The organism is Flavobacterium zepuense, from assembly GCF_007097145.1.
Classification (GTDB): domain Bacteria; phylum Bacteroidota; class Bacteroidia; order Flavobacteriales; family Flavobacteriaceae; genus Flavobacterium; species Flavobacterium zepuense.
Genome location: NZ_VJVZ01000004.1, coordinates 362,763 through 384,142, shown reverse-complemented (window position 1 = coordinate 384,142; position 21,380 = coordinate 362,763). Strand labels below are relative to the sequence as shown.

Annotated in this window: 17 protein-coding genes and 1 tRNA gene; 13 read left to right on the top strand and 5 right to left on the bottom strand. The window is 36.8% G+C overall.

All coding sequences use genetic code 11. The annotated features are described in order from the left end of the window. Positions 1–430: 430 nt before the first annotated feature. The 3 genes from FMM05_RS08785 to FMM05_RS08775 all read left to right on the top strand — a co-directional run bounded on the left by FMM05_RS08785 (position 431) and on the right by FMM05_RS08775 (position 5,650). The gene (locus tag FMM05_RS08785) at positions 431–3,682 is read left to right on the top strand and encodes a T9SS type B sorting domain-containing protein (RefSeq protein ID WP_185965539.1); all 3,252 of its coding nucleotides are present in this window, start codon (positions 431–433) and stop codon (positions 3,680–3,682) included. A gap of 190 nt (positions 3,683–3,872) precedes the next feature. Further along, complete coding sequence (locus FMM05_RS08780; protein WP_143372977.1) at positions 3,873–4,172, top strand: hypothetical protein; 300 nt, start codon at positions 3,873–3,875, stop codon at positions 4,170–4,172. 140 nt (positions 4,173–4,312) lie between these two features. Beyond that, positions 4,313–5,650 (top strand): sigma-54-dependent transcriptional regulator, encoded by a 1,338-nt coding sequence (locus FMM05_RS08775; RefSeq protein ID WP_143372975.1) that lies wholly within the window; start codon positions 4,313–4,315, stop codon positions 5,648–5,650. Position 5,651: 1 nt separating this feature from the next. On the opposite strand, the gene FMM05_RS08770 is transcribed toward FMM05_RS08775, so the two are convergent. After that, positions 5,652–8,069 (bottom strand): ATP-binding protein, encoded by a 2,418-nt coding sequence (locus FMM05_RS08770; protein ID WP_143372974.1) that lies wholly within the window; start codon positions 8,067–8,069, stop codon positions 5,652–5,654. A gap of 79 nt (positions 8,070–8,148) precedes the next feature. After that, the gene (locus FMM05_RS08765) at positions 8,149–8,490 is read right to left on the bottom strand and encodes a helix-turn-helix domain-containing protein (protein WP_143372972.1); all 342 of its coding nucleotides are present in this window, start codon (positions 8,488–8,490) and stop codon (positions 8,149–8,151) included. 391 nt (positions 8,491–8,881) lie between these two features. Between FMM05_RS08765 and FMM05_RS08760 the strand changes: the two genes are divergently transcribed. After that, a complete protein-coding gene (locus tag FMM05_RS08760; RefSeq protein ID WP_143372970.1) occupies positions 8,882–9,244 on the top strand; it encodes a hypothetical protein in 363 nt (120 codons plus the stop codon). 15 nt (positions 9,245–9,259) lie between these two features. Here the strand turns inward: FMM05_RS08760 and FMM05_RS08755 are convergent, their stop codons facing one another. After that, positions 9,260–10,402, bottom strand: coding sequence for an acyl-CoA dehydrogenase family protein (locus FMM05_RS08755; protein ID WP_143372969.1), 1,143 nt, complete (start codon positions 10,400–10,402; stop codon positions 9,260–9,262). Between the two features lie 86 nt (positions 10,403–10,488). On the opposite strand from FMM05_RS08755, the gene FMM05_RS08750 reads away from it, so the two are divergent. Next, on the top strand, positions 10,489–11,562 hold the full coding sequence (locus tag FMM05_RS08750; RefSeq protein WP_143372967.1) for an anhydro-N-acetylmuramic acid kinase: 1,074 nt from the start codon (positions 10,489–10,491) through the stop codon (positions 11,560–11,562). Here FMM05_RS08750 and FMM05_RS08745 read toward each other — a convergent pair. Further along, complete coding sequence (locus FMM05_RS08745; RefSeq protein ID WP_143372966.1) at positions 11,557–12,222, bottom strand: response regulator; 666 nt, start codon at positions 12,220–12,222, stop codon at positions 11,557–11,559. The two genes, FMM05_RS08750 and FMM05_RS08745, sit on opposite strands and share 6 nt — an antisense overlap. A gap of 105 nt (positions 12,223–12,327) precedes the next feature. Between FMM05_RS08745 and FMM05_RS08740 the strand changes: the two genes are divergently transcribed. The 7 genes from FMM05_RS08740 to FMM05_RS08715 all read left to right on the top strand — a co-directional run bounded on the left by FMM05_RS08740 (position 12,328) and on the right by FMM05_RS08715 (position 20,002). Further along, on the top strand, positions 12,328–13,053 hold the full coding sequence (locus FMM05_RS08740) for a LytR/AlgR family response regulator transcription factor (RefSeq protein WP_143372965.1): 726 nt from the start codon (positions 12,328–12,330) through the stop codon (positions 13,051–13,053). A gap of 186 nt (positions 13,054–13,239) precedes the next feature. Then, a complete protein-coding gene (locus FMM05_RS20970) occupies positions 13,240–13,407 on the top strand; it encodes a hypothetical protein (protein ID WP_185965538.1) in 168 nt (55 codons plus the stop codon). Positions 13,408–13,475: 68 nt separating this feature from the next. Further along, positions 13,476–15,509, top strand: a complete 2,034-nt coding sequence (locus tag FMM05_RS08735) for an ATP-binding protein (protein ID WP_143372963.1) — start codon at positions 13,476–13,478, stop codon at positions 15,507–15,509. A gap of 82 nt (positions 15,510–15,591) precedes the next feature. After that, positions 15,592–16,818 (top strand): Glu/Leu/Phe/Val dehydrogenase dimerization domain-containing protein, encoded by a 1,227-nt coding sequence (locus FMM05_RS08730; protein WP_143372962.1) that lies wholly within the window; start codon positions 15,592–15,594, stop codon positions 16,816–16,818. A 54-nt stretch (positions 16,819–16,872) separates the two neighbouring features. Beyond that, positions 16,873–18,087, top strand: coding sequence for a bifunctional folylpolyglutamate synthase/dihydrofolate synthase (locus FMM05_RS08725; protein ID WP_143372960.1), 1,215 nt, complete (start codon positions 16,873–16,875; stop codon positions 18,085–18,087). 83 nt (positions 18,088–18,170) lie between these two features. Continuing rightward, a tRNA-Val gene (locus FMM05_RS08720) sits at positions 18,171–18,245 on the top strand. A 1,091-nt stretch (positions 18,246–19,336) separates the two neighbouring features. Further along, a complete protein-coding gene (locus tag FMM05_RS08715; protein WP_143372959.1) occupies positions 19,337–20,002 on the top strand; it encodes a hypothetical protein in 666 nt (221 codons plus the stop codon). Between the two features lie 64 nt (positions 20,003–20,066). Here FMM05_RS08715 and FMM05_RS08710 read toward each other — a convergent pair whose 3' ends face one another. Further along, positions 20,067–20,240 carry a histone H1 gene (locus tag FMM05_RS08710; protein WP_143372958.1) on the bottom strand — a complete coding sequence of 58 codons (174 nt, stop codon included), beginning with the start codon at positions 20,238–20,240 and terminating at the stop codon, positions 20,067–20,069. 211 nt (positions 20,241–20,451) lie between these two features. Between FMM05_RS08710 and FMM05_RS08705 the strand changes: the two genes are divergently transcribed. Beyond that, complete coding sequence (locus FMM05_RS08705; RefSeq protein WP_143372956.1) at positions 20,452–21,351, top strand: toprim domain-containing protein; 900 nt, start codon at positions 20,452–20,454, stop codon at positions 21,349–21,351. Positions 21,352–21,380 lie beyond the last annotated feature (29 nt).

The following is a 21,380-nucleotide window of genomic DNA, read 5'->3' as shown; positions in this document are numbered from 1 at the left end:
TGTAGCTATTTATAACATAATAAGAATTAGTGTGATAAAGCAATTTATATAGCTATTGCTAATATTGCTATCTTGCTATGTAATGATATTAGCGGTTTTAAGAAGAATTTAGTAATAATTTAATTGCTAAATTATTTATTTTTAAAACTCATCAGTTTTTTTGAAATATTAAAATGACTGCTATATGTCTGATATTCTTAAAAATAGCCTCAAAATATCACAAAATTATCAAAAAATATTTTACTTTTTGCGATAGTAAAAATATTGCTATTTCATTCATTATTTAAATAAAATTTAACTAATATTGACAAATATTTCTACCTAATTAAGTTAAATAGCTTTAAAGGGTATTTTTTTGCATGTTATGGGGAAAAACAAAAATAAATTACAGCTCTTTATTTCATTACGTTATGCATTAATTTTGGCAACTATGCTTATTGCAAGTTTTCCTGCTAAGGCACAACTTTCGCAATTTGGGTTAGGCATTGCTACAACAGATGAAACCTGTGAAGGTAATGGCACGATGACTTTTACAGTGACTAACCCCACTCCTAATGCAACTATGCTATTCTCTTTATACTTATTGCCAAATCTTACTACGCCGGTTACATCTGGGCCGTCTGTAAATGTAAGTGGGCTTGTATCGGGTACATATTCAGTATCAGCCATACAAACATTAGGTGCGCTCTCAAATACTATTATACCAATAGAAGTAGTAATTGATGATAATACAGAACCATTGGTTTATGATATAGATGTTATATCGCATAATTGCGCGGGGGCAGAGATTGTTGTAAATGTTATTTCGGGCACGGCTACTTTATATGAGTTAAGTTTAGGGCCTGTTACGATACCACCTCAAGTTTCTAATACTTTCACTAACTTACCTGATGGCGAGTATTGGGTAAAAGTTTATGATGCTTGTGGTAATACTCCTGTTACAACATACATAGTAGAAAACGATCCTGCACCGGTTACAGTTTCAGATCCTATTTATAGTTCTACTACTCTAGGCGATTGTAATAATGTTACTGTTACAAATACTGTAAGTTATCCTGAAGGTACTGTTATAACGTATCCTATCACTATACAATATACAATTCATCCCTCAGGGGGTGGCGTACCAATTGTAGAAACCCAAACATTTAACAATGGACTTCCGTCATATTTGGAATTTAGTAATCAATTTCCGGTAAATAATGACGATCCTTATACATACGATTTGACATTTACAAACGGGTGTGGCAATACATATTCTTTAAATGGTGTAGTGGTAAGTCCAACACCATCTATAAGTGCATCTAAAGTGCCATTACCTTGCGGTCTTTATTACATAGGTGTAAATGTTGCACAGTACACAGCTCCGTTTACATTGAGCTTTAACAATCCTCCTCCAGGCTTCAATCCAGATAATTTTAATGTAAACTATCCGGGTCCATACAATGATACGGCTGTTTTTTTTGGGGGTGAAGGAAATCCGGTACCTGAAGGTTCATATAATATTACAGTTACTGATGCCTGTGGAAGGACAGCTACTACCACAATTGATATTGAAATTGAAATACCGGAGCCTATAGTTAGTGCTGGTAATAATGGCTGTTTTGCCAGTATGGGCAGGTTTACTATTACAATTCCTGATAGGGAAATTGTTTTTGCAGAAGTTGTTGATGCGCCACCTGCTTATATTGCGTTGTTTCCTTTGCCTAACAATGTGTCTGCCTTTATAACTGCCAGTGGTAAGTTAACGGTTACTAATATACCAGTAGGTAATTATTTTGTTAACTTAACGGATGAATGCGGACAGGTATATTTAAATGTACCTGTTGAAATCCCGGATTTTGTAGAACGTGATTTTGCTGCTACTGCAATTACTGATTGTAACGCAGGTATGGGGGCTGTGCGTGTTACAAGTGGTAATGGCAAATTAGTGCAGGTAAGTATTACACTGGCTCCTGCGGCATTTAATCAAACTTTGCCTTTCGACGTTTCAGGTTATATTGATTCTTCTGGCTTTTTGTTTTTAGATAACCTACCGGAGGGCAACTATACATTTTCTGGAACCGATGCCTGTGGTGTACAAAAAACCGTTAGTGTAACTATTGCAGGTTACCAGCCTGCAAATACGTTAACTTATACTTTCGATCCCAACTGTAACTCGTTTAATATTATAATGGCCGATAATAGCTCATCTGGTGGTAACCCAACGTACTGGATGCAAATGTTGTTGCCCGGCACTACAGACCAATGGGTGCATCCTGCCACACAGTTGCCTTATATAGATGGCACAATGCCCGATGCTACTACAGGTATAGCCTTAATTAATAACCAGGCAAATAACAATTTTCAGTTTTTTGGAACCTTTAGGATCGTAAAGGCTTTCCAGAGTGTAGGTCAGGGCACTTCTGCCAAAGTATGTTTTGAATCATTAGATGATGTTTTTGAATATCAGTATGAAGTAACAATTGATAATGTTTATAATTTGGAATGCCGCGGTACTCCTGGAGATATATTAATAGATGCATCGGGTATAGCACCACTTCTTTATAGGATTACAGCTAAAGATGGTGTACCGTTTTTTATAGATAATGGCACTAATAATATATTTAGCGGCCTTGATCCGGGTGTTTATGTCTTTGAAGTAGAAAATGCTTGTGGAGAAATTGGCACAACTACCAAGAATATTAGCCTATTGCCTGATTTAGTTGAAGTTACTGTTCCTGATGATATGCTTATTTGCCGCGAAAATAGTGATGCTGCTTACCAGCCTTTTGATTTAACTGTTCAGGATGCTGCAATATTAGGCAACCAAAGTTTAAGCAGTTACACGGTTACGTATCATTTAAGCCAGGATGATGCAGATAATTCTGTAGATGCATTAACAATGCCATATGTAAACGTTAGCAACCCACAAACTATTTATGCCCGGGTTGTACACAACAATATAACGATATGTGATAAAACAGTTTCTTTTGATATTGAAGTTGCTCCTAATCCCGAATTGCATGTAGATGATAGCAGTTTTATTTGTGAAGGGCAGGGATGGGTTGTTATTTCTGCCGATGAAGGTTATGATGCTTACGAATGGTCTACGGGTGAAACAACAGCATCTATAACGGTATTTGATCCGGGAACTTATTCAGTTGAAGTTACAAGAGACTATACCACCGGTCCATGTACTACGTCTGCAGAAATTGTAGTTACAGAGTCAGGCCCGCCCCATAACATAACTGCAATAACCAGTGACTGGACCGAAGAGCACAACACTATAACAGTTGTTACAGATACGAGTGGTGACTACGAATATTCGCTTGACAACGACAACTATCAGGATAGCCCTGTCTTTACGGGTCTTGAGCCGGGAGTTTATACTGTTTATGTTAGAGATGTTGGAGGATGCGGACAGGATGACATTGAAGTTGTATTATTAAACTACCCTAAATTTTTTACGCCTAATGGAGATGGTCAAAATGAAACGTGGCGTATACCTAACTCCTGGTTTGAACCGGGTATGGTGTTGCGTGTTTACGATCGCTATGGTAAGTTAATCAAAGCATTCGATTCTCGTGATACCGGTTGGGATGGTACACTTAACGGCCACCAACTACCTTCTACCGATTACTGGTTTATTGTAGAAAGGCAGGATGGAAGAGTGTTTAAGGGTCATTTTGCGATGATTAGGTAATACCTGAAAATATTTAATATGGGGAATTCCACACTGAAAAGTGTGGAATTTTTTAATTTACACACTTTTCGGAATTTCAATATTTAACTTAATATGTTGTTTTGTAGTACTTTATAGGGGTGCGGTGTGGTTGCTGTATTTTGGTATGATTATTTCTAATAATTATATAATGATGCAATTATTAGTCAAGATGAAAAACATATTTTTTACAGCAGCTTTTTTGTTTGCGATAGGTGCTAATGCAGCAACAAACATGTTTAGTGGCTTATATCTTGTAGAAGTTAAGCAAAATAAAGAATATAGAAAAGTTGACGCTACATCTGTACCGGCAGCAATTTTAAAAGATGTAAGTACCAAGTATAGTGGCTATGTTATTAAAGAAGCGTACGCTTCTGATGATAATGAATATAAACTTGAACTTAACAAAGATAAAAAAGCTGTTACTGTTTATTACAGCAGCACAGGTGAGTTTGTAAAAGAACATGCATAAGCAAGGTGATTAAAAACATATAGTAAGGTGATTTGAAGAATTTATTCTTCGATAGAAGGAGACGGAAGCGTCTCCTTTTGTTTTTGTTAACATTTTGCAAGTTGTAAATCCCGTACCTTTGTTAGATATTATGTACCCCAATGAGTTCGAAGATCCTGATTATTGATGATGATACTGCTTTTTGTGTGATGCTAAAAACATTCCTTCAAAAAAAAGGCTTTGAAGTAGAGAATGCTTTTAACGGCGCACAAGCTAAAGAACAAATAAAAGACACTGCTTTTGATGTTATTTTAACAGATATCAGGCTTCCGGATAGTGATGGCCTTCAGATATTAAAATACGTTAAGGAGGTTTCCTTGCCCACTCAGGTTATACTGATGACGGGCTATACCGATATTAAGACTGCCGTTAATGCCATGAAGCTTGGTGCATTTGATTATGTAGGCAAACCGATTAACCCGGACGAAATTTTACACATTATAGGCCTTGCTCTTAATAAAAAGGATGCGAAACAAACTAATGTACCGGCTAAAACCGAAAAGAAAAAAGAAAGTGTAGCCTTTGTTAAAGGTATAAGCGGTACATCAGAACAATTGCACGAACACATAAACCTGGTAGCGCCTACTAACATGAGCGTGCTTATTATTGGCGATAGCGGTACCGGTAAAGAGTATATTGCTCATTCCATACACCAGGAAAGCAAAAGGGCAGGCAAGCCTTATATTCCTGTTGATTGTGGCGCTATACCTAAAGAGCTCGCCTCAAGCGAGTTTTTTGGACACCTTAAAGGTTCTTTTACGGGAGCTGTTAATGATAAGACGGGCCATTTTGAGGCTGCAAATGGTGGTACATTGTTTTTAGATGAAGTAGGGAACCTTTCATACGAAGTACAGGTGCAGCTGTTACGTGCCTTGCAGGAACGTAAAATAAAACCCGTAGGCAGTAATCATGAGATTATGGTTGACATACGTGTTATAGCGGCTACTAACGAAGATCTTTATGAAGCAGTTAAACGTGGCGATTTTAGGGAAGACCTTTATCATAGGCTTAATGAATTTTGTATTAAAGTACCACGCCTTTCTGAACGTAAACAGGATATAATGATATTTGCCAACCACTTTTTAGCGCAGGCAAATGTTGACCTTGAAAAGGAGATTGAAGGTTTTGACCAAGAGGTTACGGCTCTTTTTCGCAGTTATGACTGGCCGGGAAATCTTAGGGAGATGAAAAACATCATTAAGCGCTCTGTGCTGCTTGAAAAAACCGACACAATACATTTAGTTGTTTTACCGCCGGAAATGCAGGAGCCGCAATCTACAGGGGGTGGTTTAATGGGGTATACCAAGGATAACGAAGAAGAAGCTATTAAAAAAGCCTTAGAAAAAGCTAATTACAATAAATCAAAAGCTGCAAAATTGCTGGATATAGACCGTAAAACACTTTATAACAAGCTAAAGCTCTATAATCTTGATCTTTAAATTAGGCAATTTCGCTTTGCAGGTTTTCGCATAATATGTCCATCCTGCCACAAATATCTTCAATGTAGCTCACAATATCTTTATCTGCAAGTGTGCCATCTTCTACAGGCATGAGCATCTCTGCAATAGAATATACTTCCATCTGCTTTAACATGGGTATCATCCTGTGTGCAGTTTGAGAAAGTTCTTCAGTATCATTTTCGGCAGCTGCTTTTCGCAACCTGGTGCAATTATCCTGGGCACTTTCTATAAAAGTAAGCACTATGGTTTTTAATGATACAGGGTCATTATTGGTAAACTGTGAAAGGCTGTTAAGGCTATATAACTTCCCTGTATTTTTTAAGGTTTCAGTATGTTGTATACCGTTAGATACCAATCCGCTAAATAACCCGCTTATAAGCGTAAGAAGTTGTTCTAACTGTATTGGTTTGGGGTGGTGAGCCGTAAAACCACGGCTTATATAATCTTTTTCGGTAAGGTCGCGCTTGCCGGATAGTGCCACAACGGGCAATTTTGCAATATAGTTATTGCTGTGACTGCGTATCATCTTAACCAGGTCAAAACCATCCATTACCGGCATTTGTACATCAGTTAATATAATGTCAAATTTATTTTCTTCCAATTGGCGCTGCACTGCCGATGAATTTATCTCGGCCGTAACACTTACCGGGTGATGCTGTAACAGCTCTTTCATCAGTATAAGCTGAACATTATCATCATCTACAACCAATATTTTCTTGCCTGCAAGTATTGTTTTGGCATTTAAAGGTAATGGTTTTGTCTCTGCTTCTAAAACCGGCTCGCTGAAATTTTTGGCAGCAATGCACGGTATGCTAATTGTGAAAATAGATCCCTGTCCTTCTTTGCTTTCAAGTGTAATTGTACCATCTAACAGTTCAACTATTTTTTTGGATATGGTAAGGCCAAGGCCGGTACCACCAAATTTCTTCTCAATACCATCGTGTGCCTGTGTAAACTCTTTAAATACGGCACCATGCTTTTCCTGCGCAATACCTATACCTGTATCAAGAACCGATATAAAAATGTCAAATCCTTCAATCTTGGCGGTAACTTCTACCGATCCTTCGTGTGTAAATTTAATAGCATTGCTTATGAGGTTGGTAAGCACTTGCTTAATACGGTAGGGGTCTGATATAAAGTGGGCGTTAAGTTCATCTTCCACATCCCAGTTTAACTCAATATTTTTTTCTACAGCAATCGGTTCGAGTACGCGGCAAGCCGACTCAATTACCGTTTTCATATTAAAAGCGGTTTTCTCTACAGTAATGCGGTTGTTTTCAAGTCGCGAAAAATCAAGTAGATCGTTAACCAGTTTTAAGATATAATTGGCCGATTCTTTAATATTAGCAAGGTATTGGTTTTGTTTTGGCGTTACGCCGCTGTCTTTAATAAGGTTATGAAAGCCTATGATGCTCCCCAGAGGTGTTTGTAAGTCGTGCGTTACTGTTGCCATAAGCATACTTTTACTTCGCAGTAGTTCCTCGTTTTCAAGGTTAAGGCTTTCCAGCTGTTTACGGTAATTTTGGTTACTGGTAAGGTCGCGTATAATAACGTAGGCAAATAAAATAAAGAAAAATAACGATGCAGCACCTACCCATGCCATAGTCTTCACTGTGTTGCCTAAGGCGCTTTGCGATTGCCTTATTTTATTATACGATTTTTGTAAAAATTCATTCTCAACATCGGTAAGTATAACCCGCAGCTGATCTGATATTATACGGTTTTCCTCCAACAGTTTTTGTTCTTTCCTGTAAAGGGTATAGCGTAATTTGTTATCTTTTATAAGCAGGTTAGTAAGTACTTTTTCAAATGCCATAGCAAGAGAGTCGTTACTAACAGGTAGTTTGCTTAAAGAATCCAGCTGTTGCGGAGAAAGTAGCGAGGTTACCACATTGCGCCATTCATTACGCTTAGTGATCTTTACAGGTTTTATAGAGGTCCAGATGGAGTCTTTAACTTCATAAATACCATAAATGGCTTTAGTAAAAGTATTATCTGCCGAGTAGGATTTTCTGTACTTGATAATCTCTTTGATACTGTTTTTTTTACGGGTAAGAAGTAATTGTATCGAATCAAATTTTTGTACCTGTGCAGAGTCTACATCCTCTTTTATCTCATTAATCTGAATATTAATGCTATCGGTAAGTTGGGTGTAGCGCTTTAAGTCTTTGGCAGAACCGGTTAGCATATAGCTTCTGCCAACAGCCTCAGAAGAATAGAGGCTGGCAATTGTGTTGCTTATTTTTATAATTTTATTATTGTCCTGCCCGGTTTGGCCGGGCAGGGCAATTTTTAAAATTTCTGTATAAACAAACCATACCGAAACTACAGCTGTTGCAAACAGTAATAAGTAGCCGGCAATAACTTTATATTTTAATGCTTTAGGTTTTTGTACCATGCTATAAAATTAGCAATTTAAATCGAAATTGTAAACGGTACAAAAAGTAATAAAGTATGTAAAATAAGTTTGTGTTTTATTAACTTCTTACAATAACTCTTAAAAAGCTAACTTCATCTTTAAGGTGCTGAACTTCTGCCCTAAGACTTTCTACAAGAATGTCATAAACCTCCTTGTTAGTGCTGTTAAAACTGGCATTATCTGCCTGCTGACCCTCGTTTAATACGCCGTTAAAAAGATACATAACGTTAATATCAAGTATCCTTACAATTTTAAGGAGTTTTACAACATTTAGCCTCCTGTCGTCTTTTTCAAGGCGACCATAATTGCTCTGTGTAACGTCCAGCTGTAGCGCCATGCTCTCCTGGGTGATTCCTTTCTCTTCGCGTAACTTCTTAATTCTTTGACCAATCACGTTCATTCTTAGTAATTTTTTAGTTGAATAATTCCTTTTCTGGATGGTATTTTTGTATGATATAGTATTTTTTTAATTTTTTATTATACAATTGGTAACTATTCTTTAGCTAATTAAGTTGTAATTTTAGATTAATCTCCTTCATCTCACCTCTACTATATTAACTGTTTTTTGTTACAAATTATACTTGCTTTAGCCTAAAAGGATTAGAACAAGTGTAGGTTTTTGTGCTAATTTTTTATAAATGTAGAAAAGATATCCAGTCCTCAAAAAACTGTCTGATATTATTCGATATAATGCTTACTTTATCCGTTAAAAAACAAATAAAAATTAAATATATAATCACTTTTTAATAGTTATAGTTTAAATACTATAAATACCCCAAAAAAAGAAGCGTATGGATATTGATGTTTTGGTTTACGATAACCAGTTAGGCTATTATAATTTGCTAAATGAGGAAATAATCAACACGTTTAGTTTTACATTATATGATGAAAATAAGTATAATGAAAGCTATAAATATGATGTTGTTGTGTTTTTTTTAAGCGATGAGATTGAGCTGATAGATTTATTAAGGCTCTACGAAAAAAGCACTCCTTTTATTTTTGCATCAGATAAACTAAAAGGCACTCTTTTGCCCATAAGGGAAAATTGCTATTGGGTAGACCTTAATTACACGAGGGATGTTTTACTAAAAGAATTAGAGGCAATTTTAAAAAATATTGCCAAGCAAATTAATGAAAATGAAAAAGCCCTGTGATCCAGGGCTTTGTTTTTATTGTGCTATAATGGCTCTTGAAATTACGATCTTCTGAATTTCAGATGTGCCCTCATATATTTGTGTGATCTTGGCATCGCGCATAAGCCTTTCTACGTGGTATTCTTTAACATAGCCGTTGCCACCATGAATTTGTACTGCCTCAATAGTAGTATCCATAGCGGTTTGAGATGCAAAAAGTTTTGCCATAGCGCCGCTAATGTCATAATTGTTACCGTTGTCTTTATCCCATGCAGCTTTTAGGCAAAGGTGGCGTGCAGCCTCTATAGCAACATGCATATCGGCAAGTTTAAAGGCAATAGCCTGGTGGTTGCAAATCTCGGTGCCAAAAGCTTTACGCTCTTTAGAGTATTTAAGTGCCAACTCATACGCTCCGGCAGCTATGCCCAATGCCTGAGATGCAATACCTATACGGCCACCGGCAAGAGTTTTCATGGCAAATTTAAAGCCAAAGCCATCTTCGCCAATACGGTTTTCTTTAGGTACTTTTACATCGTTAAACATTAGGGAGTGTGTGTCGCTCCCGCGTATACCCAGTTTTTGTTCTTTAGGGCCTATCTCAAAACCCGGCATGCCTTTTTCTAAAATAAGGGCATTAATGCCTTTGTGTTTTTTATCGGCATGGGTTTGTGCTATAACTAAATATACATCGGCAGTGCTACCGTTAGTTATCCAGTTCTTGGTACCGTTAACCAAATAATGGTCGCCCATATCTATAGCAGATGTTTTTTGTGAAGTGGCATCGCTGCCTGCCTCTGGCTCGCTAAGGCAAAAAGCGCCTATAATCTCGCCGGTTGCAAGGCGGGTAAGGTATTTTTGTTTTTGCTCTTCAGATCCAAAAGCCTGCAGGCCCCAGCAAACAAGAGAGTTGTTTACCGACATAACTACCGAAGCCGATGCATCAATTTTAGAAATCTCTTCCATGGCAAGTACATAAGAAACGGTGTCTAAACCGCTGCCGCCATATTTAGGGTCTACCATCATGCCCATAAAGCCGAGTTCGCCCATTTTTTTTATTTGCTCAGCGGGAAAAATCTGTTTTTCATCGCGCTCTATCACACCCTGAAGCAATTCGGCCTGGGCAAAATCCCTGGCGGCCTGCTGAATCATCAGGTGCTCTTCGGTTAGTTTGAAATCCATAATTAATAAATTGCTTTTTTGTTTTATTCTGTCCAAATGTAGTTATTTAATGGCAATAATTCAAAATGAATGATTATTTTTAGCTCATGATTACGAAAAACTATAACGTTGTAGGTGTAATGTCAGGAACGTCGCTGGATGGAACCGATTTAGCGCACATTACATTAACCTGTACTGATAATATCTGGAGCTTTAAAATACATGAAGCCGAAACTATAGCTTATACCGATGATTGGGTAAACATCCTTAAATCGGCTATTGATTATGATATGGCTGCGCTGGAGCAGCTCAATAAAGAGTATACAGAACTGTTGGCAGGTATTATAGATCAATTCATAACTAAACATGATATTAAAAATTTAGATGCTGTTTGCTCGCACGGGCACACTATTTTACACCGTCCGCAAGACGGAATTACGTTGCAGATAGGCAACCTGCCGGAGATAGCTCAACTAACACAGCAAACTGTGGTGTGCGATTTCAGGGTGCAGGATGTGCAACTGGGTGGGCAGGGAGCGCCATTAGTGCCAATAGGCGACAGGCTGCTTTTTGCAGATTATACCTATTGCCTTAACCTGGGTGGCTTTAGTAATATATCTTTTGAAGAAAATGGTATACGCGCAGCGTTTGATATTTGCCCGGTTAATACCGTACTTAATTTTTATGCTAATAAACTTGGGCTGCCGTATGATGATGGCGGAAAGATTGCTAATAGCGGAAAATTAATACCGCAAATGGCAAAAGAGCTCGATATTTTAGATTTTTATGCTGCCCCGTATCCTAAATCGCTTGGCTTTGAGTTTGTAAAACAAACTGTGCTTCCGCTAATTGAAAAATATCCTGAGAGTAATGAAGACAAATTACATACATTTACCATACATGTTGCCAAACAGATAGCTAATAGTATTAGGCAACAAGGACAGAAGGGTAGTTTGCTTGTAACAGGAGGGGGAGCTTACAATGCCTTTTTGATAGATGTTTTACAGAGCTACTTGCCGGATACAATAATTACTGTGCCCGATGATAAAACAATACAATTTAAGGAAGCACTAATTTTTGCACTGCTTGGGGTATTAAAATTAAGCGGAAAAGTTAACGTGCTGGGTAGTGTTACGGGTGCAAAAAAAGATCACAGTTCGGGCATAGTGCATACATTATAGTATCCCCATTTTTTTTATAGCTTCAATAAGGTCGTGGTCGTCACCGCCTCGGCCTTGCAGCAGCATGTTTTTCATATGTGCTTTTCTTTTTTCTATGGCACTTAATGAAAGCGGCACATAGTTAGGGATGTTCTTTGTAAGTATGCCTTCGGATAAGCGCATAAGTATTTGCTTATCATAACTATCAAGATTATAGTTGTCAAACACTTTATCCTTAAGCGATTTTACAATTTTGTGGCTTAAGTAAGTATCTCCGCCAAAAATTATTTTAAAGGCATTTAAAAACTCATCAATATCAATATCGCTTTTGCAAAGTATACCCTGCGGATTTATCTCTTTTAGAAGTCGGTCTATAAGAGCAGCCTCACTATGCATGGTAAGGATAATAATGGTGCAGTTAGGTATGGTATTGCGTATAAGCACACCAAGGTCCAGCCCGGAAAATATTTTTTTATCTGGGTACGGCGGTAGGCTTAGGTCAAGGTATGCTATGTTAATAGGAGTAGGTCCGGTTATAATACCATAGGCCTCTTCGCAATTAAGGGCCTTTAAGAAATTAAGGTTATAGCCCTCAAACTCCTCTTCAGATAATACATTAACATAACCATTAACCGTCATCGGGTGGTCATCAACAATTAAAATATTTAAATCTTGTTTCATAGCGAAATAAACAAAAAAACCGGTTTAACAAAAATTACGGTTTTACCGTAAAATTACTAAAATAAGATTATTTAAATTGCCAAAATTTTTCTTTAATATTTTCACGTGCAATATTCATACCTAATTATAGATAATGACGCCGCAAATGTAAAGGAAACGCTTCGACAGTTTGAAGATTTTCCCGAATATTTTTGCGTAGGCATTGCTGATAATAAAGGAGATGCAATTAATAAAATATTAGAAACACAGCCCCGCCTTGTTTTTTTGGAGATTAACCCTAAAAATAAAAAAGGCAATCTCTCGTTATCTTTAATTACAGAATTACACCAGTACTTAGATGCACTGCCACAATTTGTTGTACTTACAGAATCAACTAAATTTGCTTTTGAAGCAATAAGTGCCGGAGTTTTTGATTATGTTTTAAAACCTCTTAATAAGTTCGATCTTCGCAAAACCTTATTAAAATTTCAAAAAACAAATCCGCCAGCTGCTAATACCACTATTTGTATTAAATCGTATGGAGATTACCAATTCGTATCGCTTAGTGAAATTGTATACCTAAAGGCTGACAATAATACTACCGACTTTTATCTGCAAAATGGGCGAAAACTCACGGCTTACAAAACCCTTAAGCATTATGAGTCTAATTTGCCATTCTTTTTCTTCAGGATACATAATAGCTATATTGTAAACAGTAATTACGTATCTCGAATAAATACCGGAAAATCATTATGTTATTTAAATAACAGTGATCTTTCCATCTCATTTTCTAAAACTTTTAAAGAAAATATTGATACCCTTATTAGGAGGATTGCACCGGAGTATTTATAAAATACATCATTTACCCCGCAAATCGGTCGAGTTACTCGCATGGGGGGTGTAGTTACTAAACCTACTGTAAATCATAGTGGTACATAAAGTTTTTGTGTGTAGTTTTGCTTCAGAATCAGAAAGGAAATTAGCTGATTATTTAAAAAACGAATATTTACACACTTTACAACTTTAAAATTTACTATCATGAAAAAAATTATTTTAACACTTGGACTTATCGCAACTTTAAGCATTTCAATGACATCTTGTTCAACAGATGACAGCGCATTAGATCAAGCTACATCTGCAGATGGTACATCAACAGGAACAGGTGACGGTAACGTAGATCATACAAAACCACTTCCTCCAAGGTAATCTGGTTAATTAATATAAAATATCTTATTTTTGAGGCGATAGTACAAATTACTATCGCCTCAAAAATTTTGAAGAATTACCAACTAATACTTTTTTTATTAATCCTAATTCTTTCGGGCGCCTGCAAAAAATCTTTAAATGATAATCAGGCTATTAAAAGTGATGTAGAGCGGTTTTTAGAAAAATCAGAAGATAATAATATTAGCGATACCCTGCGTATACAATATTTAGATTCAGCTTACAGCGATCTTTTAAACAGCGGCAATGACTCCCTGTCCCGTACTTATCTTAAGCGCACTGCCTCTGATTTTTATATGCTAAATGATTATAAAAAGGCAATAGCTGTCAGCGATAAATACTACAACTTTTCTGCTGAGGCAAAAGATACGGCGCAAATGGCAAAGGCACTCTATCTTGAAGGAATATCATATTACGAGCTTTCTAATAATGACAGCGCCTTTTTTAGCTATAAAGAAGCTGAAAGATTATTTAGCGGGCTTAATGATTACGAAAACTTAGCCGCAATTATACTTTACAAAGCTCATATTTACTATAATATAGGCGATTACGTACTATGTGAGAGCGAAGCCATTAAGGCATTACGCCTTTTAAGGGAACAAAAAAGGACTATAGAAATATACCAGTGCTATAGCCTTATAGGTACCGCCCTGGATGGGCAAAATAATAATGAAGAGGCAATAAAGTATTTTCAGTTAGCACTGGATGAACTGGAGAATTTTAAAGATGAGGGTTATACTGAAGATGAGATTGAAGACTACCGCGCTTCTTGTTACAATAATATGGGGCTTGTTTATGTAAAGATGAAAAGATATGATGAAGCCATATCTATGTATACTGAAGCGTTAGAGTATAGAGGAATGAAATCGGCAAAGCCTTTTTTATACGCCCGGCTAATTAATAACCTCGCTTCTGCCAAACTAAAAAAAGGGGATTTTACCGATTTACCTGATCTTTTTATAAAAGCCCTGCACATTAGAGACAGTCTTGACAATAAATCAGATATGATTGCAAGCCGATATAACTTAGGTCAATATTATGTTGCGCGCAAAGATACCGCAAAAGCAATAACATATCTTTCTATGGCTTACAATGGGGCAAAAGCAATGCATAATAGTACTGATATATTAAAGAGCTTAAGGCTTTTGGCTGATGTAGATGTAAAGAATAGTCTGCATTTTTCTGAAGAGTATATAAGAGTTAACGATAGCCTGCAGGAAAAGGGTAAGGCAGACCGAAACAGGTTTGCCCGCATTGCTTACGAAACGGACAGGCTTGAAACTGAAAAGGAAGAATTAGCAAAGAAGAACACGTTTATAATAGGGGTATCGGTAGTGGTATTATTGTTTGTAGCCGCAATCTTTATGATCTATTATTTAAATTCCAGAAATAAGAAACTAATGCTTATACAGGAGCAGCAAAGGGCTAACGAAGAAATTTACCAGCTTATGTTTGAGCAGCAGTCTAAAATTGATAGCGCAAGAGCCGACGAAAAAACGCGTATAGCTATGGAACTGCATGATGGTATTTTAAACAATATTTATGCTGTAAGGCTTAATCTTGAATTTTCCAATAGAAAAAGTGATGAAGAAAGCGTGTTAAAACGCAAAGGTTTTATAAAAGAATTACAACAGGTAGAAGGGGAAATAAGAGCGGTATCGCATGATTTAAGCAGAAATGTGATTTTTGAGCAAAACCAAAATTTTGACAGTATACTGGCTTATATGGTTACATCGCAAAAAAATACCGTTGGTACTGAATTTGAAGCGCATGTAGATGCTACGATAGATTGGGAAACCATACCCAATACCACAAAAATAAATATTTACAGGATTATACAGGAATCCTTGCAAAATATTAATAAATATGCCAATGCAAGGCATGCAACTGTTGGTATTATTAAAGATGATAAAATTGTGAAAATTACCATTACAGACGATGGAGACGGTTTTGATACTGCCAAAACTGCGGGTGGAATAGGACTTAAAAACTTTAAGAAAAGGGCAGAGGCACTTAGCGGAGAGCTGGCTATAGAGTCGGCGCCGGGGCATGGTACAACTGTGATGGTTCAGTTTCCTTTATAAATTCTTAATTTGTAACAAAAAAATACGAATTTGAGAATTATATGTTTTATATATTTGCATAGGTTATAAAAAACACAACTAAATGAAAGATTTACTTAGTATATACGAAAATAAACAACCTGAAATAGTTTTTAATTGGAAAGATACCGAAACTGATGCAGAAGGCTGGACAGTTATTAATTCGCTTCGTGGTGGTGCTGCCGGTGGTGGCACTCGTATGAGAAAAGGCCTTGATATGAACGAGGTACTTTCTCTTGCTAAAACTATGGAGGTTAAATTCACTGTATCCGGCCCAGCTATTGGCGGCGCAAAATCGGGTATAAATTTTGATCCTAACGACCCTCGTAAAAAAGGCGTATTACAGCGCTGGTATAAAGCAGTGTCTCCGCTATTAAAAAGTTATTATGGTACTGGTGGCGACCTTAATGTTGATGAAATTCATGAGGTTATACCTATGACCGAAGAGTGTGGTGTATGGCATCCGCAGGAGGGTGTTTTTAACGGACACTTTAGGCCTACCGAAGCAGATAAGATTAACCGTATTGGGCAGTTACGCCAAGGTGTGGTTAAAGTGATAGAGAATCCTGCATTTTCTCCTGATGTTGCTCGTAAATACACAGTTGCAGATATGATTACCGGTTACGGTGTAGCCGAAGCGGTACGTCATTTTTATGCTACTTACGGCGGTAATGCCGAAGGTAAAAAAGCAATTGTACAGGGATTTGGCAATGTAGGTTCGGCTGCGGCCTTTTACCTTGCTAAGATGGGTGTTAAGGTTGTAGGTATTATAGACCGCGACGGAGGCCTCCTTAATAAAGATGGCTTTAGTTTTGAAGAGATAAAAAACCTGTTTCTTAATAAAGATGGTAATAAACTAGTTGCTGAAAATATGGTGCCGTTTGATACTATTAACAAAGAAGTTTGGAATATTGGAGCCGAGATATTTACGCCATGTGCCGCATCAAGATTGGTGACTAAAGAGCAGGTGGATAATATGGTAGCTGCCGGGTTAGAGGTTATTTCGTGCGGTGCTAACGTGCCGTTTGCCGATAAAGAAATTTTCTTTGGCCCTATTATGGAGGCTACTGATAGTAAAGTAAGCTTAATTCCTGACTTTATCTCTAATTGCGGTATGGCAAGGGTATTTGCTTACTTTATGGAGAAAAAAGTATTTATGACCGATGAGGCGATCTTTAATGATACATCAGAGATCATTAAGAAAGCAATTGTTAACGTACATGCGCAAAACCCTAATAAAACTGGGGTCAGCCAAACTGCTTTTGAGATTGCATTAAAGCAACTGGTGTAATTAAACAATAATATTTAAATTTAATGGCAGATTAAAAATCTGCCATTTTTTATTATGACCTATAAAGAAACTACATCGTGGATGTTTGATCAATTGCCTATGTATCAATTACAGGGTGCATCTGCGTATAAAAAAGATTTAAGCAATACCTTACTGCTGGCAAAGCATTTAGGTAATCCCGAGAAAAAAATAAAAACCATACATATTGCAGGTACCAATGGTAAGGGGTCGGTGTCGAGTATGCTGGCATCCATATTGCAGGAGGCAGGATATAAGACCGGGCTGTATACATCGCCACATTTAAAAGATTTTAGGGAACGTATTAAAGTAAATGGCAATGATATATCCGAAGAGTTTGTAACGCGCTTTATAGCGGCTAATAAAGCTTTTTTTGAGGAACAGGAGCTTAGCTTCTTTGAGATGACGGTTGGCCTTGCGTTTGAGTATTTTGTAGAAGAAGATATAGATATTGCCATAATAGAGACTGGCTTGGGAGGCAGGTTAGATTCTACCAATATTGTAACGCCACTTGTATCTGTGATTACTAACATTGGGTTAGATCATACATTCTTCTTAGGCAATACATTACAGGCAATAGCAAGGGAGAAGGCAGGTATTATTAAGCCGGGCATTCCGGCAGTTGTAGGCGAATATACCCCTGAAACTAAACCTGTTTTTATAAACAAAGCAGAAGAGGTTAATGCACCGCTATATTTTGCAGCAGATGAGGTTCAGGAAAACTATGAGTCTGATCTTAAGGGAAATTACCAGTATCATAATAAAAAAACGGTACTGAAAGCTATAGAGCTTGTACATGAGTACTTTCCGGTTACTAAAGAACAAATTGCAAAGGGCTTGCTTAATGTTGTAAAAAATACGGGTTTAAAAGGGCGTTGGCAGCAATTGCATGAAAATCCGATAGTAATTGCCGATACCGCGCATAATCTACATGGCCTGCAATTGGTAATAAAACAGGTGTTAGAGCAAAATTATACAGCCTTAAGAATTGTTTTTGGCGTTGTTAATGATAAAGACCTGAATGAAATTTTGCCTTTGTTACCTAAAAATGCCATTTACTATTTTTGTGAACCAAATATTTCAAGAAAATTAGATAAAAATATTTTGCAACAGGAAGGGGTAAAATTCGGGCTTAGCGGTAATGTATATTCTTCGGTTGCAGGGGCTTATTCTGCTGCGCTTAGTGATGCTGCACCTTCCGACTTCATCTATATTGGTGGTAGTACCTTTGTTGTGGCAGAAATTTTATAGCCTAACACTTGCAAGTTTAAAAAAGTAGTGTATCTTTGCACTCGCAATACGGAACAAGATGCTTGTTGAGAATTGTAAGATTGGGGCGATTAGCTCAGCTGGTTCAGAGCACCTCGTTTACACCGAGGGGGTCGGGGGTTCGAACCCCTCATCGCCCACTGTGAGGGATAGTCGAAAGATTATCCCTCTTTTTTTGGTATATAAGATACCCCTTTTCCTCCATTTTACTGGCATTGTGCGATAACAGTCCGAGCATTGTAGGGGTTCGATAGATACCCTTTTCGTAGTATAAATTGCTGTCGAACACCAGGTTTACAAATGAGCGTTTCTGTAACGTATCTGAACCTTATGACTTATTCAAGAAATACTATACATACTGAGGGGTTTCACACAAAGCGAGATACCACTGTTCGTTATAAGGGCGTTGATTACCAGTTTTCGCAGAATCAACCTTTATTGTTTTATAATGAAGATACGTTGAAATTCATGCTTATCGAGATTAGAAAACTAATGGAAGACATAATAAATTGTCCAAAGATAAAGTCGCAACATTATATTGCGCACAGTTATGAAAACTTAATTCATGATTATGAAAGCTAAAAAGTAGATGAGAAAAATATACGCGATAAAATGTATATTGTAAAAATACATCTTACTCCCGAAAATACTATAGATTCAAATTCAATTAGGAATACTGAAATAGGAGAAAATGATGAAAGTGAGCGAATGACTGTCTCCTGGTAAAGCAAATTTTAAAGTAACAATACGAGTTAATAACTTTGGCAGTATGATAGTTAAAGCTACGAGTCTGGACACTGGTAATGAAATGGAAGCTATTCATCATAATTTTTAGTTTGACTATTCTGAAACTTAGTTTAGTATCATAGATTTTGTGGTATAACGAAAAGTGAAGATTTAATAAAACATTTATCCATTCAATTGGCTTCAAGAATAAATCTAAATGCATTTTATCAAATTCATTATCGGGCATATTCTACAAACATCCATTCCACCAGCATTCATAAAAGTAAACTTTGGCCTAATGGTGATTGAACTGTTGATATTATACTGATTCGACATTCCAAAGATTCCATCGCAGTTTCTGTGGATACACTAAATTTTCTTATTTTAACCTATACTACATTTCAGCAAAAAAGGTTACCTCACAAAAAGAATGAAATGCTAAATTGGTATTTAGATTTCAGGACAGACTATTTAAAATTAATACAGGCTTCAAAAGACACTAACAATGAAACAATATAATTCAAGTTCTATATCTTTTCCGATTAGTTGGCACATCAAACGGGAACCCGTTTATAGGTTATTAGACAATGTTGACTATATTGAAAACTTCTTTAGAGACGGAGAAATAATGATCAGTTGCTTTAATAATTTTAAAAAGAATCCTGATGAAATGCAGGGTGATAATCAGGAAGGGCATGCAATTGTCGGTGAGTTTGGGAATAGTGGATTTAGCAACCACATTATATATGAATCGGGGAAAAATGCTTATGTAATGTCAACTACAAAAGAGATAACAAAAAAAGTTATAAAAGACTTTAATGCTGTCGGAGCTATAAAGATTACCAACCCAGCTATGTTTGGCCATGAAATTGCCAAAAAACTTCCTTTCGTAAATTCAGGAGTTGAAGGGAGCTGTGACTATGAAACTTCAAGAGTTCATTTCCTAGAAGGAGAAGCCGGTAAAATACTGAATAAATTGGATTGGAACGATCCACATAGCCATCAAGTATTTCAGGAAATTACTATGGGAATGGAATTATTTTTAAAATTAGAAAAATATAAGCATCAACAGGAATACAGGTTTGCATGGTTTTCAAAGACTGATGTAGAAAATTCAATCATTGTAAAGTGCCCTGAAGCTAGCTTGTTATGTGAAAAAATTATTTTCTAATTAGTTAGCATTTTCATCCATTAAAAACAGACTGCCCAAATAATTTAGGCAGTCCATAGTAGTTTTATTTCTTTCCTTCTTCTATAGAAACTTTTCTGTATTCTTTAAAAAGTTTTTCCAGTTCTAAAGTCGATTTACGTGCACGTGCACCAGCAGCTTTAGTACCGCCAAGGTGAGCCTGTGATTCTTTCTGGAATGCTTCAATTCCTGCGTTGATTTTTTCGATTAATTCGTTCATGGTAATGTAATTTTAGATGAGCCAGCAAAAATAGTTTTTTGCATGGTATTACAACGCATATTTTTATAAGGTTAACATCACTTTCACCGCTATAATTCCTACAACACATAATATACCTAACCTCATTAGAATATTGTGAGGGTTCAAAAACGTTATTTTGCTTCGCTAACTTTGCCATGATCTGAATAATGAACATGAAAAATGCAGAGGTATGGACACTAATACACAAGGGCTTTCACTTGATGAGGCCAGAGAAATTGACCTTATAAAATATCTATCGTCTTTAGGCCACGAGCCTGTAAAAATAAGGAATGCTGATTACTGGTATTTATCACCGTTACGAAATGAGGTAACAGCCTCCTTCAAAGTCAATACAAACATTAATCGCTGGTACGACCATGGCATAGGCCAGGGAGGTAACACTATTGACTTTGCCCTTATATATCATAAGTGTACTGTTGGTGAATTTATGGAACAACTTAACGGCAATCTCATCCTTCAAAAACCCACAATACACCAACCGGGAAATACTATTACCACAGAACACAAAATTAAAGTTGTGGAAGATTCTAAGTTGGAATCTTATGCACTCTTAAAGTACCTCGAAGAGCGAAAAATACCTCTCGAAATTGCAGTTAAATTTTGCAGTGAGGTTAAGTATGAACTGAGTGACAAAATCTATTATGGGATAGGATTTAAAAATGATTCCGGAGGCTATGAAATTCGTAACCCTTATTTTAAATCCGGCAGTTCTCCAAAAGGGATAACTACTATTAACAATAGCGCAGACACTGTCTGCGTATTTGAGGGTTTTATAGATTTCATGTCTTTTTTAGCGACCAACAAAAACCTTCCTGAAAAAAGTCAGGATTTTGTTGTTTTGAATTCTGTTTCTTTTTTTGAAAGAGCACGCTCCTTTATGGAAAATCACGAATCGATCCGGCTTTATCTTGACCGGGATGCAACGGGCAGGAACAATACGCAGCGTGCACTTTCATTGAGTACAAAATACAATGACCAAAGCCATTTATATGAAAAGCATAAAGACTTTAACGACTGGTTGACGAATAATAGTAAACCCCAAAAGAAACATAGAGGACAAAGGCTGTAGCGATTCAAATTGGTTTTATCTCACGTATA

Bases quoted from the DNA above. Each gene is read 5' to 3' on its own strand.
- FMM05_RS08705 (WP_143372956.1), top strand. From the start codon at position 20,452: ATGGACACTAATACACAAGGGCTTTCACTTGATGAGGCCAGAGAAATT.
- FMM05_RS08725 (WP_143372960.1), top strand. From the start codon at position 16,873: ATGACCTATAAAGAAACTACATCGTGGATGTTTGATCAATTGCCTATG.
- FMM05_RS08770 (WP_143372974.1), bottom strand. From the start codon at position 8,069: ATGGTACAAAAACCTAAAGCATTAAAATATAAAGTTATTGCCGGCTAC.
- FMM05_RS08750 (WP_143372967.1), top strand. From the start codon at position 10,489: ATGATTACGAAAAACTATAACGTTGTAGGTGTAATGTCAGGAACGTCG.
- FMM05_RS20970 (WP_185965538.1), top strand. From the start codon at position 13,240: ATGAAAAAAATTATTTTAACACTTGGACTTATCGCAACTTTAAGCATT.
- FMM05_RS08780 (WP_143372977.1), top strand. From the start codon at position 3,873: ATGAAAAACATATTTTTTACAGCAGCTTTTTTGTTTGCGATAGGTGCT.
- FMM05_RS08715 (WP_143372959.1), top strand. From the start codon at position 19,337: ATGAAACAATATAATTCAAGTTCTATATCTTTTCCGATTAGTTGGCAC.
- FMM05_RS08710 (WP_143372958.1), bottom strand. From the start codon at position 20,240: ATGAACGAATTAATCGAAAAAATCAACGCAGGAATTGAAGCATTCCAG.
- FMM05_RS08785 (WP_185965539.1), top strand. From the start codon at position 431: ATGCTTATTGCAAGTTTTCCTGCTAAGGCACAACTTTCGCAATTTGGG.
- FMM05_RS08730 (WP_143372962.1), top strand. From the start codon at position 15,592: ATGAAAGATTTACTTAGTATATACGAAAATAAACAACCTGAAATAGTT.
- FMM05_RS08775 (WP_143372975.1), top strand. From the start codon at position 4,313: ATGAGTTCGAAGATCCTGATTATTGATGATGATACTGCTTTTTGTGTG.
- FMM05_RS08755 (WP_143372969.1), bottom strand. From the start codon at position 10,402: ATGGATTTCAAACTAACCGAAGAGCACCTGATGATTCAGCAGGCCGCC.
- FMM05_RS08745 (WP_143372966.1), bottom strand. From the start codon at position 12,222: ATGAAACAAGATTTAAATATTTTAATTGTTGATGACCACCCGATGACG.
- FMM05_RS08765 (WP_143372972.1), bottom strand. From the start codon at position 8,490: ATGAACGTGATTGGTCAAAGAATTAAGAAGTTACGCGAAGAGAAAGGA.
- FMM05_RS08760 (WP_143372970.1), top strand. From the start codon at position 8,882: ATGGATATTGATGTTTTGGTTTACGATAACCAGTTAGGCTATTATAAT.